Here is a 14,842-nt window from a genome sequence, read left to right as displayed (position 1 = left end):
GCGCTTAGAACTGATAGTTCACGCTTACGTTAAAATAGCGCCCAGGTTGAGTGAAGTTGGTATCCGGGGTGCCCAGTGAGTTGAGCAGGTATTTCGACTGGCCAGCCACATCGGCATAGTCGATATACTCTTTATCAAATAGGTTGTACACACCGGTTCTTAGCTTCCAGCTGTCGTTGATCCGCAGGCCTAAGGTTAAATCAACCACGGCATAGCCGGGGGTGTTATACACGCTATTGAATGTGTCCATACCCGGAAATATATCGAGATCAGTTGTACGATCCATCTTATCTGCAAAACGCACGACCGTTGCCACATCGGCTTCCATACCCGCAAGTTCGGTATAGTAGTTGGCACCAACCGTTCCGCGCATAGGGCTGACGCTATTGAGATAGTCGCCATTTTCATCTTCACCATGGGTGTAAGACAGGTTTCCCCACAGCTCTAAGCTATCACCTATCCATTGATTCACCTGGGCTTCAAAACCGTACAGTTTAACCTCTTCACGGTTAAAGTAGCCGTACTGAAGGTTCATCTGTGGAAACACGTCCATGCCCAGGAACTGCCAGTCGATATAATCTTTTACCTGACTGTAGAACAGGGTTAGCTCGTAGCTGGTATCGCTATGGCTGCCACGAACGCCGGCTTCGAAGGTGTTGCTCTGTTCTGATTCCAGATCATAGTTAGGCTTGAGTAGTACTTCCATCGGCATGCCGGGTTCATTGATCACCAGTTCGCCCCATTTCTGATCCGGGGTCGGCATTTTGTAGCCATAGGTGTACTGTCCGTAAACGCTGACATCATCGGTTATGTGATAGATAAGCCCCAGTTTGGGTGACCAGAAACTTTCACTCATTTCATCAAAGTTCTCCGGGTCTTGCTCAGAGGTCAGGGTAGATTTATCTGGCGTGTTTTCGAAATTGTCGAAACGGATCCCAGCTATCAGGTTCAGTTTTCCGTCGAGCAGTTTGATATCATCTTGAGCAAAAACACCGATACGTTGGCTATCGGTATCGGCAAAGGTAAAGGGATGGCTGACTTGCCATTCTCCGCTATCTTGTTCGGCATAGGTGCGGTGACGCAACATGCTCGACAGCTCCAGATCCATCCCGTAGGTGATGTTATGGCCATAGCTGTCTTCACCTATGTATTTATTAAAGGTGCTGTTAATACCCAGGCGCTCATCTTCAAAGATGTACTCTCTGGCGCGATCATTGGTCGACTGGTTGTTGCCGTCAAAACTGTAGTAATCACGATCTTCGTTCTGCTTAGTCGCACCGTAATACATCACCACGGTCAGGCTATCATGCAGCGAACTGGGCTTATCAGAGCGCAGTTGCAAAGCACCGTTAAGTACCTGGGTGTCGCGCCGGGTATCGACTCGCTCCGTTAAAGCTGAAGTGTCGTCAAACATCGGCTCCCAACGTTCAAGTTTCTGCTCCAGATAGTCGACGCTCAACTGCAAGGAGGTGTGGTCATTGAAGTGGTACTTACTCTTCAGTAATATGCTGTCCTGCACTAAATCAGAGTCCGGCAGATCTTGCTGGTAATTTTGTGTTTCTTCACCGACGCGGCGCTGGTAGGTGAGTAAATTTTCAAAATTGCCTACGCTGTTGGCGGCCGTAAAGCCGGCGCTGTACTCATTATTGATACCGCTATAGCCACTGTTGACTGACAGGTATGTATCATCACCCATCAGATAATCACTGGCATCTTTTGTACGCATGACTACCACACCACCAAGGGCATCTGAGCCATACATGGTAGAAGCCGCCGCTTTGACGACTTCCACTTGCTTCAGGCTCTGTACTTCGGTGAGTCCACGCCCGGTACCTTCGGCGCCTGGTCCCAGTGGTGAGGCATACTGGTTATTGACGCGTACACCGTCTTTTACCATCATCACTCGGTTACCACCGATACCACGAATGGTGACCGTGGTTGGTTTTCCTGCCCCGCCTTTTACCCCGACAGCGGATTCATTACGGAACAAGCTACCAAAGTCATTACTCATGCTTTTTTCGATAGCCGCTTCGTCAATGACTAAGATTGAGCCCGCAACCTGTTGAATTTCTTGCTCCATACGCGAGCCGGAAATAACAATCACTTCATATTTTGCCGGGGCTGATTCTTGTTCGGATTTGGATGCTGAAGAGATCTCTTCGGCTTGAGCATTTAGTGCTGAAGTGACCGCCAGTGCCAGTACACTAACTTGGAGCTTGTTCATCGTTCACCTTATTTGTTGTGGTAATGAGAATTATTATCCTTAAGTGAGCGCTATCTTATACCCTTCTGCTAGTGTGGTCTTGTTGTTCATGTGTAAATTTGGCTGTTTGGTGAAAAAGAGAGCTAATTATGGAAAGCAGATCACACCTGTTTTTGCTGTCGAATTCGGGTCTTAGGACAGCTCATAATGTGCGACCCATAGTTAAACCTAACCGATTAGGAGCTTTGGAAGGTGTCAATTTTTTTTTGGGGGGGGTCTAGCCAAGGGGCAGGCAACCACCGAAGTTTGGTGGCTGCTTGAAGTTATCCCTGTTTCAGGTGATAGTAGTTTTAGGCGATAGCCGAGTGGGGTTAACCGTCGATAATGCCATCACAGTCATTATCTACTTTATCGCTCCATTTAGGACCGCCACGGTCTTTCTCACCTGGGTTGATTTCAGAGTTAGCGTCATCACAATCACCCTCTTCGACGCACCAGCCATCTCTATCGGCATCGGTACAATCACCACCGGGGTCAGGGTCGCCGCCTCCGAGGAACTGTGAAATATCTGAGTAATAGGCGGCGAAAGCACCATCGACTGTGGCGTTACTACTGTCGTCACAAACGTCATTGACATTGAAGCCACACCCTCCGCTGAGTTGACCCACTATCTCAGCATCACTGTTTAACACCGGCGAGCCGCTGCTGCCACCTTCGGTAGCACCCAATAGATCGCGGCTATAGATCCAATTTCCCCGAGGCCAGGAGCTGCAGTTTGGCGCTTCGGTGTCGACCCAATGCTCTGAGTATGCCTGAGGAGCGCCGCCGGGGTGGCTTATCCTATAGAGGTAGGCTTCGTCAGTGGATGCTATTGGGTCTGTGTTCCAGCCCAGATATATAGAACCGTCAGGAGGGTTATCCGAGAGCCGGAGCAGGGAATAGTCACCCTGTCTGCCGCTCTTGACGATGCTCGAACCAACTGTGCTGGAGTCGGGCTGTGTACTACAATCTTGTGGTTCTGTAGAACAGGTCTGAGTATATTGGAAGAAGGTCTCGACTGAGTTAGCTTCCCGCCCTTTGCTGACGCAGTGTCTGGCTGTCAGAAAGTAGGGGACTTCACTATCGCTGTCGCTGTCGGCGACTAGGCCTCCGGAGCAGACATAATAAAAAGCACCGGATCTGAACAGTATGCTGGCAAAGGCGTTACGGACATCACGAATATTGTCTGGCATGCCGATGTTTTTACATTCGGCGTTCTCAACACAGGAAGCGTTGAAGTCACACAGGTTCCCTCCCATATTGACGGCACCGGCGCCCTCTATATGAGCCGCGCCACGAACCCTGACCTCTTCACCGATAAAGGTATGGGTGAAGCCATCCTGTGAATACTGGTATGCCTGGCCGGACTCGTTGAACACAGAAACCACACCCTTCACATGGGCCAGCTCCAGTCGAACAGCATAGGCGCCGGGAATATTAATAATCAGATCGGCCTTATCGTGTGAAACCGATTTTCCGACGGCGCGATGTACTCCGACCCGGTAACGACCGGTGGGATCCACCCCTGGTGTGGTTAAGGTGCTGAGTTCACTGGTGGTCAGTTCGACTGTGTGTCGCTCTGCTGCACGGAGGGATGCTGACAGTTGTCCATGCAAGTTTTTCATTGCCTGTTTCTGCTCAGCTATGGCTTGGCCTTTGGAAGCTATTTCCGAGGCCTTATTCGCGGCCAAGGTTTGGGCGGAAGAGACTATGGTAAGCCCCAGCGATGCGATTATGAGGAGTTGATTGAAGTACTTCATCTGTTTTACCTTCGTAGTTTCCCCTCTATTAAATATAGCTGTTTTTACCAGTGATGAACCGCTTCATGAGGGTCATAAGCTGAGCAGAATCACCCACTAAATCTAACTGGTTCAATGCGTAGGGAAACTCCTAATCTCCCCCCCCAAATTAACTGAAATTAATAATGCTTCTCATGTTAATTAGCATTAAGAAATGAAAGGTTCGTCTTTTTTATGTGTTCAGCTAAAGGTCGACAAGCGCTTGTGGCGATGGTTAACGGGGGAGCAGTTCAAACTCTGTCGCTCTGGATTTGTGAACAGAGAAGCAATAGAGGTAAGCTGCGGACATCGAAGAGGGTCTTCTTGAGCTTGTATAGGGGAAAGTCATGAGTGAGCTGCAAATTCCAAGCTATTGCGCTCAATGTATTTCGCGTTGTGGTTGTCTGGTTACTGTGAAAAATGGTGCATTAACTAAGGTACAGAATCTTGCGGGTCATCCGACCGGAGATGTTGTCTGTGTTAAGGGGAAAGCGGCGCCGCAGATAGTTTATCATCCCGACCGTCTACTCACGCCTATGCAACGTACTCAACCCAAGGGGAGCGATAATCCCGGCTGGCAACCTATCTCGTGGCAGCAGGCGCTTGGCACTATCGCCGATAAACTCGGCGAATTCAGATCACAAAGTGGTGCCAAATCTGTTTGTTGGGGCATAACGACACCGAGCGCCACGGCTATCGCCGACAGCTTTATCTGGATTAACCGTCTGGCTCATGCGTTCGGGTCTCCCAATAAATTGTTTGCGACTGAAAACTGTAATTGGCACAAAGATTTTTCTCATGCTTATGTATTCGGGCAAGGCATTGGCATGCCTGATTATCAGAATACTGACTGTATTTTGTTATGGGGCTTTAATCCGAAAGAAACCTGGCCTGCGCATGCTTTGCAAGTGACTCTGGCGCAAAAACGTGGCGCGAAACTGATAGTTATCGATCCCCGAAGGGCCGGCTTGGCCGATCAATCTGACTTGTGGATGCGGATCACCCCAGGAACCGATGGGGTGCTGGCGATGGCGTTAGCCAATTTGTTGATCGCCAATAACCAATATGACCAAAGCTTTGTTCGTCGTTGGAGTAATGGCCCGCTGTTAGTGCGCGATGATAACGGGAGTCTGTTGACCGTTGAAGATCTTGGGCGAAACAGTGCTAACAAGCTGGAGCGAGAGCAATTGGTTGCCTGGGATGAGCGAGCAAAAGCCGTTGTGCTTTATGACCCACAGTCACGGCAATACCAAAGCGATTCGATAGAAGAGGCCGTACTTGCCTTGGACGGTAGAATAGAACTTAATGGCATTCAATGTCGGCCCGCTTTTTCTCATTATAAAGATGCATGTCAGCAATACACCCTTGAGTATGCCGAATCTGTAACCGGTATTTCGGCAAAGCAAATAGAGCAGATGGCTTCGATGATGGCTCAATCCAAGGCGGTGAGCTATTTCTCGTGGACGGGTACCGCCCAACATCAACAAGCAACACAGACGACGTTGGCGATAGCGAGCCTATATGGACTCACAGGGTGCTTGGATAAACGAGGGGGTAATGTCTATTTCTCTAAGCCTCCGGTTAATAATCTAATGGGGTTTTCGTTACTGGACAGTGATCAGAAAAAAGAGGCTTTGGGGGCTGACAAGCCTCTGGGTCCCTGGAAAATGGGTTGGGTAAACTCAAACGATCTACATTCAAGTGTGGTACATCAAGCGCCTTATAAAACCCGTGCCCTCATCGCCTTTGGCGGCAACCCGATCGCAACTAAACCCAATGAAGCGTTTGTACGTGAGACTCTGCGGGAGTTGGAGTTCTATGTCCATGCGGATCTATTCTTGAATGAGTCGGCTAAAGAGGCCGATATCGTGTTGCCCGTATCCAGTTCGTGGGAACGTTCGGGATTAAGCGCAGGCTTCCTCGTTTCTCAACAGGCTGAATCCTTGTTGCAGCTGCGTAAACCCGTTATTGAACCTCTGGGCGAGGCTAAGTCGGATACCAATATCGTGTTTGAACTCGCCAGGAAATTGGGATTGGGAGAGCACTTCTGGGAGGGAGATATCGATGCTGCCCTTGAAGAGGTATTGGCGCCTACCGGAGTTAGCTTATCAGAGTTAAAAGCACAACCGGTCGGCATCGACTTAGGACTTAAAACCCAATATCAGAAATATCGAACTCAAGGTTTTAATACTCCCACCGGCAAACTGGAGTTTTATTCTGAGTGTTTTCTAAAATCGGGATATTCTCCTGTTCCTCAGTTTCCTGAGATCCACAGTGATGCAGACTACCCACTAATCCTCACCTCGGCAAAATTCAGGGCACATTGTCATAGCCAACATAAGAATGTAGGCATGCTGAATCGCCGTGCAGATGGTCCGCTTGTCGAGATAAGCACTGAACTGGCTCAAGAGCTGTCGATTAGCGCCAATGAGACAATCATTATTGAGACCCCCATCGGCCAGATGACTGCGGTTGCCAAGCTTAATGCGGACTTAGCGAAAAATGTACTGTGTGCTCAGTATGGCTGGCAGGAAAGTGGCAAAAACTATAATGGCATCATAGAGCAGACCCCATCGGATCCCATCAGTGGCTCAAACCAATTGAAGAGTCAGTGGTGCAGAATCAGCAAGCTTGAGAATCAGCCGAGTTGAGCTGAATTTTGGTTTATGCGGTTACAGCGGGGTTCAAATCATCGACTATGATCTGTAGAGTACGCCACAGATTACAGTTAGTGACTTTGCTCCGCGTGGGCGAACATGAAATAAGAGTATTAAACAGATGAATAACGAACAGAATGTTATCGATAATCTGGAAGAGTTAGCGCGATTTTTACTGTCGGTAGAAAATGGTGGTTTAGGCTTGGACGGGGTTGCCGGTGTGGGCATGGCAACCAACAACGCAGATGGACGTCACTTCGTTGCGGTATTCGATAACAATAATAAACTGCTTCATGCCCGCTGGATCACCCAAGAGATCTTCGACACAGGTAAAGAGATGGTTCGCAATGGTGTAAGCACTAAGCATGATGTGACCCCGGGTGTGTCAGGCTAGTCGTCATCCCCTCATTCCACTATCTCATTATAGAGAGGCAAGGTTCGAGGCACGAGATATCCTCGCTCCTCGCTCCTCGCTCCTCTACTCCTCGCATCTGAAACATCTGCTTCACTATTCAACAATTTTTTTTACTTTTCCGTCCAAAATACGACCTTAATTTCATTAATGTGTTCGATATTCGCATACTATCAGTGTAGTGTTTTTGCTCTATTTTAGCGTCGGCCTGTATGGCTGCGTTTACTCAGTTAAGGCAAGTTCGATAAACCAAGCTCGATAAGCTCGGAAAGGGCGGGAGTCAGAGGGTAGCAATCTATGAGAGAGATGAGTCGATTGAAGAAAACAGTCATTATTGGCGCAACGATATTGTTTTCACAACAGGCATATTGCGCGGGGTTTCAGCTTAATGCGCAATCTAATGCTGGCCTGGGGCGCGCATTTGCCGGGGATGCGGTGATTGCCGATAACGCCTCCTCTATGGCGCGTAATCCCGCCACTATGGCACTGTTTAAAGAGGCTGCATTGTCGGCGGGCTTTATCAGTATTACCTCGATGGTCGAAGTTAAAGATGCGGTTTATACCCGCGATTTATATAGCCAGGGGGCGTTAGTCGATAGCTCGGCTCAATCCGCAAATTATGATGATGCGGGTGACAACGCCATCGCGCCCAATATCCACTTTATTATGCCGATTAATGACCAGTTCGCCTGGGGCATTAACGCGTATTCAAACTTCGGGACTAAAACTGAATACAGTGAGGATTATATCGCCGGCGAGTATGGCGGTATGAGTGAAGTGAAGAGTTACAACCTAGGGCTATCAGGCTCTTATCGCATGAATGAGCATTTCAGTATTGGTGCCGGGTTGGATATCATTGCCAGCACCGGCAAGCTCAAGAGGAGCCTGCAACCGACAAATACTAATTTATTGACTGTCGATGCTAAAGGCTGGGGGGTGGGGTTTAATCTGGGCGCCGTATATGAGCTTGATGATAACAATCGATTTGGTCTGTCCTATCGTTACAGTCCAGAAATGGAGACCGAGGGGGATGTCGACTACGCCGGCTATTTGGCCGAGTCTGGCCCTATCGACGATACGGTATTGATCCCCCTGCCAAACATGGCTGAATTTTCCGGTTTTCATCACCTCGAAAACACCAATATCGCGCTGCATTACAGTATTCAGTGGATAGGTTGGAGCGCGTTTGAAAGTCTGGAGGCCGAGACCAGTGGCACACTTAATAGTTATGAGTGGAAAGATGGTTGGCACTACGCTATCGGTGCGACTTACTACCTGAATAATGCCTGGACCCTTAGGGCGGGCTATCTGTACGATACCAGCGCGCAGGATAAGCTTACCTCGATTTCGGTACCTGATTCGAACAGGCAGTTTTTCTCAACCGGCTTCACTTACCAGTTAACGCCAGACTCTGGCTTAGATTTTGGTTTTACCTATGTACTGGGCGAAGATGTGAGTGTGGTTGAGTCGAAACCTATGATCCCGATAGATATCGCCAGCGGCACCTATTTGGCCACCAATCTTACGGCGACGAGTCATGCCAACGCCATGATGGTCGGATTGCAATACAACCGGACTTTTTAGACTTTTTGGCCAAAAGAGTGGCTAAAAAATCACTAAACTAATCGCATAAAAAATGCCAGTCAGAACCCTGACTGGCATTTTTACTTACAGATTTTTTCCTAGGACCTAGGACCTAGAAGCTCTAGCCTTAAACCCTTTACCAGATGCGTACGCGCTGGTCTTCCGGCAGATACAGATCGTCACCCGGTTTAACATCGAATGCCTTATACCAGGCGTCGTGGTTACGTGGTGCCTGCGCGCGATAGCGGCCCGGTGCGTGAGTGCCGCCACGGAGCTGGTTGAGCATGCTCTGTTCGGTGCGTTTCTCTTTCCATACCTGTGCCCAGGCAAGGAAGAAACGTTGATCGCCGGTGACACCATCTATTACCGGGGCTTCTTTGCCGTTCAGGCTGAGCTTGTAGGCATGGTAAGCCATGGCTAAACCACCCACATCACCGATATTCTCGCCCAGGCTGTTACGGCCATTGACGAAGTTATCCGGAATTGGCTCGTACTTGCTGTACTGCTCGGCTAACTTATCGGCTTTTGCATCGAAGGCGGCGCGGTCTTCGTCTGTCCACCAGTTGCGCTGAATGCCGTTAGCATCAGACTTTGAGCCTTGATCGTCGAAGCCGTGGCCCATCTCGTGGCCGATAACGGCACCGATACCACCATAGTTAACGGCTGGGTCGGCGTTAGGGTCAAAGAATGGTGGTTGGAGGATGGCAGCCGGGAAGACAATCTCGTTAAATGAGCTGTTGTAGTAGGCGTTAACACGTTGTGGCGTCATGCCCCAGCGATTACGGTCAGTCTTCTTCAGCTCTTTGGCGACACTTTCAGCCTTAAAGAACTGACGCAAGTTAGCGATATTACCGACTAAATCTTCGCCTGTTAGCGTTAACCCTTCGAACTCCTGCCATACGTCAGGGTAACCAATTTTAGGGGTAAATGCGGCAAGCTTAGCGTGGGCATTGACCTTGGTATCCGCGCCCATCCAGTCGAGACCATCGATACGTTGGCCCAAGGCGCTACGCAGGTTTTCAACCAGCTCTGCCATCTGCTGTTTTGATGACTCAGGGAAATAGCGTGCAACGTAGACCTTACCTATGGCGAAGCCCAGAGACTGTGTGCCTGACATCTCTGCAACGGCACGTTTCCAGCGAGGTTTAGGTTCTTCCTGACCGCTTAGGGTTTTGCCATAAAATGCAAAATTCGCGGCGTAGATATCTTCAGACAGTAGGTCCGAATTGTTACTGATGGTGTGGAACGTCAGATAGTCCTGCCAAACGCTTAGGGACTCATCATTAACCAAAGCAATCATGGCTTTTACCGGATCGGGCTGCGAGATGTTTAGTTGCGGCACCTGGTAACCGGTTTGAGCGAAGTAGCTATCCCAATTGAACCCCGGGTACTGCTTGGCTAAGTCTTCACGTTTTACCTGATTCAGGGTGAGGTCGCGGTTACGGCGTTTCTCTCTTGGCCACTGTTCATCGGCCATCTTAGTCTCTAGGGCTAGAATCGCAGTCGCACGTGTTATACCGTCTTTAACGCCGGCAAAGGTCAGCATCTTGGCAATATGTTCTACATAGGCGGTGCGGATTTTGACAAAGCGTTCGCCGTCTTCGAGGTAATAGGAGCGATCGGGTAGGCCTAAGCCGCCGGCGCCGACAGACATCTCGTATTGATTTGGATCGAGGCGATTAAACCACATTCCACCACCGATGGGAGATGCAGCGCCCGTGAGCCACGCATTACCAAATACCTTGGTTAGATCATCGGTAGATTCGATCGCTGCTATCTGATCTAAGGTGCCCTGAATTGGGGTGATACCCAACTTGTTGATGGTATCTGTGTCCATGTATGACTTGTAGAAGTCTGCAATTAATTGCTCCTCATCGTTCAGGTCGTTGCGACCAGCGATGTCATCGATGATCTCTTTGACCTGTTTTTCACTGCGCTCAGCCAAACCTGTAAATGCACCGAAGCGGGTCTTATCGGCCGGCATAACATAGTTGTCATACCAGGTACCGCTGGCATACATAAAGAAGTCATCACCGGGTTTAACGGCTTCGTTGCGCGCCGATAGATCGACACCGAAGCTACCCAGCTCGGCTTTACCGGGGGTTACCTTGGTTATTTCACTTTTCGCTTCGTTGTTGATCTCTGAAGTGCCGCAGCCCGCTAAAAAAGTCGTGGCTAACGCGATAGCTATTAAGGATTTTTTCATTGTTCTATTTTCGTCCTTGCTAAGGGGGAGTTAGATAAACGGATCCATATTCTAAGATTGCCATAAAATGTCAACCAAAGAATTGTTAGCAAAGGTTGTTATTCCCACATCACGTTCGATTCCGACTCCACCGCGGATTTGAGGAGTTCAATGAGAGGTAGTGCTCTATGCCTTAAGCTCACCACCGGCTCATTGTCCTCGTCATCTTCATTATCTGTGGAGCTTGGCGGGGTGAGCGGAGAAGCGTTTGGTTCATCTTCGACGGCCTTAGAGAGTCTTTTCAGCGCCGCGGGCACATCCTCCGCTCGAATTGCTCCCGGTACAGTGCCGCTGTGGCCCATTATTTTCACAAAGGTGAGTGCGATGTTCCCAAACAGGGTGATGTTTGAATAGTACTGCGTCTTAAAGGTTACCAGCATGGGAGGCCTCTTCTTATGCGGCAAATCAGCTACAGGTTTGCCGGGGTGTTGGTTATGCCATCAGTATGATTGCGCACTTAAGAGTTCGCCAGTAAAAAGCCCGCATCATAGGGGCTTTATTGTGTCTAAGAAGAGCCTGGATTAGACATTGTCGGTGAAGTAACTGCCTTCGCAATCAATATTAGATTGTCGCTGTAGTTCCCGTGAAACTCGTCTCATGTTGAATACTTGTTCTCAGGCTTTTCCTGAAACCTGAATGCTTGCTGAACACGCCTTAGATTCACACTGAATTCATTAACGCTTTTACCTGAATTGCATTACCCTACGCGCCATATCGAAACAGGTGTAACGAAAAATAATTTCTTTGGGGACTTTTGTGAGAAAACTATCTATTGCGGCAGTATCATTATTAGCTATTTTTGCATCAAGCAATGTGGCAGCAGCCAACGACCACACAGGTTTCTATGTCGGTGGCAGTCTGGGTCAGCTTAAACTAAAAGCCAAAGGCAGCGAAACTGGTGTAGGTCTAGGTGCATACGGTGGTTATAACTTTAACGAGTGGTTTGGTTTAGAGGCTAACTTATTTGTCTCAGGCGATCTGGGTGACAGTTATACAGACGTAGGTGCCGGCACCTTTGCATTTACCCCTAAATTTACCTATCAGATTAATGATACATTTTCCGTATATGGCAAAGTCGGTTTAGCGTCTATGGCCGTTGTTACAAAAGACGGTTTCTATGGGAATGAAGATTATACTGGCTTCGGCTGGGCCTATGGCGTAGGGGTTAATGCCTCATTGACCGAAAATCTGAATATTCGCCTTGGTTATGATGTTGTGACCGGTGAGCTGGATTCAGAGTATTCTAACGGACAACAGAATATCGATACCGATATCTCTAACTTCGCGTTAGGCATGCATTACCAGTTCTAATCACTCCCCTTGAATAAAGGGCTGGGCGAGTAGAGATAAAAAAGGGATATCAAGATATCCCTTTTTTTGTTTTCGCTACAGCCCATATTCCGATAGGTATTACTCTTTTACTAATCCAAGCTGATCATTATTAGGCGATAGTTTTTTGATTTCATTGAGTGAATACAAAACCGCTATCAGGGTTACACAGCCTAAATCAACACCCGCGTATGCCACAATTAATATACTGATTATTGAGTCGAGGAGATTAGGCTTTTCATTCCTGAATTTCGATGCAAGAACTAAATGCTTAACCAGATTGCCACCGTTATAAACCAGACTGCAAAACACTCTTATCAGATATAATAGAGCCATTACGATTAAAAACTGTTTCATTAAGGGCTTGAAACTAGTGAGCTCTGCGTAGGCGTCATAATTGAGATCGATGAGGAGTCCCAATAATGCCGCCACTAACGGTAATGCCAACTTCATGACCAGAGGTTTTGAGGTGAATGACACTTTATCGTTCATACTGCTTACCCTGGTGCTCATCTTGATAATTAATTGTGTTAATACCGATTGGTAAAAGAGGAGTCAGGCTCGACTCCACTCCATCTCAGGCATATGTAGCCCAAGACTAGTTCGAGTCTGACTTTTCTCTGATATCCATGATTGGCATAATGCCTTCACCCATCATAGTCGATGGCAGTTTGCCGTCCCACGCTTGTGCTTCTGTCAGCTTAACAATCAGCGGGTTCCCCTTTAGTGCCTTCGACTTAGCTTCAATCGCCTGTGCTTCGGCTTTACCTTTTAATAGAATGGATTTTGCTTCAGCTTCGGCGATCTTCAAAATCCCTTTAGCTCTGGCATCGGCGGTGTTGACCTCTCTTAATGCTTCGAGGCGTTGACGTTCGAGCTTGTGCTCTTCTGCCGCCGCAAGGTTTTTCTCGGTCTGTTTGATCTCTATCGAGTTAATGTATTTTTGTGGCAGAGTAATATTTTCAATTTGAATGTTATCTACCACAACCGGGAAGCCTTCCATCTCTTCGGCCAGACGGCGTTCTATGCCTTGAATCGCACTGGCCCTGTCTTGAATAAGTTGTTCCGCTTCGAATTGTGGAATCGTGTCCTTGGTGGCAGAGCGAAAACGTGGGTCTAAAATACGTTGTTCAAATTGACTCAAGCCACCATAGCGTTTGAATAGTTCGAGTGCCGCCTCTTTGTTAACCGTCCAGTTAACGGATACTTCGACGGTGACCGGCATCTGCTCCTTGGTGCTAGATGCCATTTTCTCTGCATTTTTACGTGTGCGCACCTCGATCATCTCGACGGTTTCAATGAAGGGGATCTTAAAGTGTAAGCCTGGGTTTTGTTGTCCCTTTGCTTCACCGAAACGTTTTACCACGCCGACATGGCCTTCAATGACAATAAAATAGGAGTTGAACAGGGCGATAATCAGCAAAATAAGTGGCATAAATTTAACGATTGAGATTGATTTGAAAAACTTGGGGGACTTTAACTTTTGTTCCAGCATTTGAGTATCCTTTCTAAGTATGCGGAGCAAAGATATCAGTTAATGTAACCTTATGAAACATTTGTAGCGCCAAGGTTACGCGCTCTTTTTAAAAGTGTGGTTTGAAAGTATTTCGCGGATGAGGCATAAAAACAAGCGGACCTGAGTAGATCTATACTCAGGTCTGCTTATTTCTTGAGCTAGTAAGGTATCCTTGGATTTAAAGCGCTATGCTTTTTCAATCGCTAAGCGTTGAAACAGTGAATCTTTCAGTTCGGCTCTATCATGCTTTAATTGGTGCATGGATTCATCATCGATTGGCGCGCCCTTTAATTCGAGCTCTCGAATTTCTTTATCCAGCGCATTGTAATGTTTGGCCCCTTTTGCAAAGGCTTCGTTGCTTTGAGAAAGCTTAACAACAATATCTCGGTATTCAGGAAACTCATTTATAAGAGAGTGATCTTCGCCTAACATAAAAACCCCTTTTAATTAGGTAGTTAATAAACAGAGCTGTCGCTTTATAAGTAAAGCTAACTCTGATGTTAATTACAAGTTTGCAAGCAAGCTTTATAAAAATCCGTTTATCGTATTATTGGCATTAACGTGAACTAATAGGCGACCCATGCAGAGAGCCAGCTAACGTCAACAAAGAACTCAGGGTACAGCGAGAATGGCATCTGACCCTGATTAAAATTTAACTCATTCAGTGCTATGGGAACATAGATTTTTGGGTGAAGTTTGATGTAAATCAATTGCTGGTTTGAATATGTTGGCCGCTATCTGGTTTTCTAATCTGCTTAAGATAATCTTGTGGGTCAATGGTTTTTTATGAGGAGCGGGCCGATTTTGTGCGGGTCGAACATGCTGGTCGATTATCGAACCCGGCAGTCATCTTTTTCGGAGGAAGAGTGTCGGAAAAGACATTTTTACCTTACCTTTTCATGTATATAAAACACCTTGTTTTTATATGGCAAATTACCGTGGTTTCTAAGTGGTTGAATATTCCGAAAGTCACTCGTGTCAAGGGGTGTGGCTAAGTTCGCCTCTAATGTTCTATATCAATGTTTAGCCCTCTAAATACACTTGTCAGGCCAGTTGTTAACTATACTTCTTAGACGAAT

At 47.6% G+C, this 14,842-nt stretch carries 11 protein-coding genes; 4 read left to right on the top strand and 7 right to left on the bottom strand.

Translation table 11 applies throughout. The features are described 5' to 3' along the window. Positions 1 to 4: 4 nt before the first annotated feature. Together EKG38_RS04290 and EKG38_RS04285 are read right to left on the bottom strand one after the other, a co-directional pair. Entirely contained in the window at positions 5 to 2,224 is a 2,220-nt protein-coding gene (locus tag EKG38_RS04290) for a TonB-dependent hemoglobin/transferrin/lactoferrin family receptor (protein ID WP_126518979.1), read from the bottom strand. Positions 2,225 to 2,574: 350 nt separating this feature from the next. Next, positions 2,575 to 4,002 carry a trypsin-like peptidase domain-containing protein gene (locus tag EKG38_RS04285; RefSeq protein WP_126518978.1) on the bottom strand — a complete coding sequence of 476 codons (1,428 nt, stop codon included), beginning with the start codon at positions 4,000 to 4,002 and terminating at the stop codon, positions 2,575 to 2,577. A gap of 365 nt (positions 4,003 to 4,367) precedes the next feature. Here EKG38_RS04285 and EKG38_RS04280 point away from each other — a divergent pair, with 365 nt between their 5' ends. The 3 genes from EKG38_RS04280 to EKG38_RS04270 all read left to right on the top strand — a co-directional run bounded on the left by EKG38_RS04280 (position 4,368) and on the right by EKG38_RS04270 (position 8,673). Then, positions 4,368 to 6,671, top strand: coding sequence for a molybdopterin-containing oxidoreductase family protein (locus EKG38_RS04280; RefSeq protein WP_126518977.1), 2,304 nt, complete (start codon positions 4,368 to 4,370; stop codon positions 6,669 to 6,671). A gap of 127 nt (positions 6,672 to 6,798) precedes the next feature. After that, positions 6,799 to 7,071: a hypothetical protein gene (locus EKG38_RS04275; RefSeq protein ID WP_126518976.1), complete on the top strand. Its 273-nt coding sequence runs from the start codon at positions 6,799 to 6,801 to the stop codon at positions 7,069 to 7,071. Positions 7,072 to 7,395: 324 nt separating this feature from the next. Then, positions 7,396 to 8,673 carry an outer membrane protein transport protein gene (locus tag EKG38_RS04270; protein ID WP_246033082.1) on the top strand — a complete coding sequence of 426 codons (1,278 nt, stop codon included), beginning with the start codon at positions 7,396 to 7,398 and terminating at the stop codon, positions 8,671 to 8,673. Between the two features lie 136 nt (positions 8,674 to 8,809). Here the strand turns inward: EKG38_RS04270 and EKG38_RS04265 are convergent, their stop codons facing one another. Both EKG38_RS04265 and EKG38_RS04260 read right to left on the bottom strand, forming a co-directional pair. After that, entirely contained in the window at positions 8,810 to 10,879 is a 2,070-nt protein-coding gene (locus tag EKG38_RS04265) for a M13 family metallopeptidase (RefSeq protein ID WP_126518974.1), read from the bottom strand. 98 nt (positions 10,880 to 10,977) lie between these two features. Then, complete coding sequence (locus tag EKG38_RS04260) at positions 10,978 to 11,298, bottom strand: DUF1840 domain-containing protein (RefSeq protein ID WP_126518973.1); 321 nt, start codon at positions 11,296 to 11,298, stop codon at positions 10,978 to 10,980. Positions 11,299 to 11,674: 376 nt separating this feature from the next. Here EKG38_RS04260 and EKG38_RS04255 point away from each other — a divergent pair, with 376 nt between their 5' ends. Continuing rightward, complete coding sequence (locus tag EKG38_RS04255; protein ID WP_126518972.1) at positions 11,675 to 12,229, top strand: outer membrane protein; 555 nt, start codon at positions 11,675 to 11,677, stop codon at positions 12,227 to 12,229. A 99-nt stretch (positions 12,230 to 12,328) separates the two neighbouring features. Here EKG38_RS04255 and EKG38_RS04250 read toward each other — a convergent pair whose 3' ends face one another. From EKG38_RS04250 to EKG38_RS04240, 3 genes are all read right to left on the bottom strand, one after another. Next, positions 12,329 to 12,739: a hypothetical protein gene (locus tag EKG38_RS04250; RefSeq protein WP_126518971.1), complete on the bottom strand. Its 411-nt coding sequence runs from the start codon at positions 12,737 to 12,739 to the stop codon at positions 12,329 to 12,331. Positions 12,740 to 12,845: 106 nt separating this feature from the next. Continuing rightward, positions 12,846 to 13,742 carry a prohibitin family protein gene (locus tag EKG38_RS04245; protein ID WP_126518970.1) on the bottom strand — a complete coding sequence of 299 codons (897 nt, stop codon included), beginning with the start codon at positions 13,740 to 13,742 and terminating at the stop codon, positions 12,846 to 12,848. 207 nt (positions 13,743 to 13,949) lie between these two features. Beyond that, positions 13,950 to 14,195 (bottom strand): HP1242/YdcH family protein, encoded by a 246-nt coding sequence (locus tag EKG38_RS04240; protein ID WP_126518969.1) that lies wholly within the window; start codon positions 14,193 to 14,195, stop codon positions 13,950 to 13,952. Positions 14,196 to 14,842: the final 647 nt, after the last annotated feature.

Origin of the sequence: Shewanella canadensis (genome assembly GCF_003966225.1) — a bacterium.
Classification (GTDB): domain Bacteria; phylum Pseudomonadota; class Gammaproteobacteria; order Enterobacterales; family Shewanellaceae; genus Shewanella; species Shewanella canadensis.
The sequence above is the reverse complement of the archived record's forward strand: the minus strand, read 5'-3'. Positions and strand labels throughout refer to the sequence as shown.

What these genes read in the sequence shown, in the direction of transcription:
- EKG38_RS04290 (WP_126518979.1), bottom strand. Translation starts at nt 2,224, where the DNA reads ATGAACAAGCTCCAAGTTAGTGTACTGGCACTGGCGGTCACTTCAGCA.
- EKG38_RS04285 (WP_126518978.1), bottom strand. Translation starts at nt 4,002, where the DNA reads ATGAAGTACTTCAATCAACTCCTCATAATCGCATCGCTGGGGCTTACC.
- EKG38_RS04280 (WP_126518977.1), top strand. Translation starts at nt 4,368, where the DNA reads ATGAGTGAGCTGCAAATTCCAAGCTATTGCGCTCAATGTATTTCGCGT.
- EKG38_RS04275 (WP_126518976.1), top strand. Translation starts at nt 6,799, where the DNA reads ATGAATAACGAACAGAATGTTATCGATAATCTGGAAGAGTTAGCGCGA.
- EKG38_RS04270 (WP_246033082.1), top strand. Translation starts at nt 7,396, where the DNA reads ATGAGTCGATTGAAGAAAACAGTCATTATTGGCGCAACGATATTGTTT.
- EKG38_RS04265 (WP_126518974.1), bottom strand. Translation starts at nt 10,879, where the DNA reads ATGAAAAAATCCTTAATAGCTATCGCGTTAGCCACGACTTTTTTAGCG.
- EKG38_RS04260 (WP_126518973.1), bottom strand. Translation starts at nt 11,298, where the DNA reads ATGCTGGTAACCTTTAAGACGCAGTACTATTCAAACATCACCCTGTTT.
- EKG38_RS04250 (WP_126518971.1), bottom strand. Translation starts at nt 12,739, where the DNA reads ATGAACGATAAAGTGTCATTCACCTCAAAACCTCTGGTCATGAAGTTG.
- EKG38_RS04245 (WP_126518970.1), bottom strand. Translation starts at nt 13,742, where the DNA reads ATGCTGGAACAAAAGTTAAAGTCCCCCAAGTTTTTCAAATCAATCTCA.
- EKG38_RS04240 (WP_126518969.1), bottom strand. Translation starts at nt 14,195, where the DNA reads ATGTTAGGCGAAGATCACTCTCTTATAAATGAGTTTCCTGAATACCGA.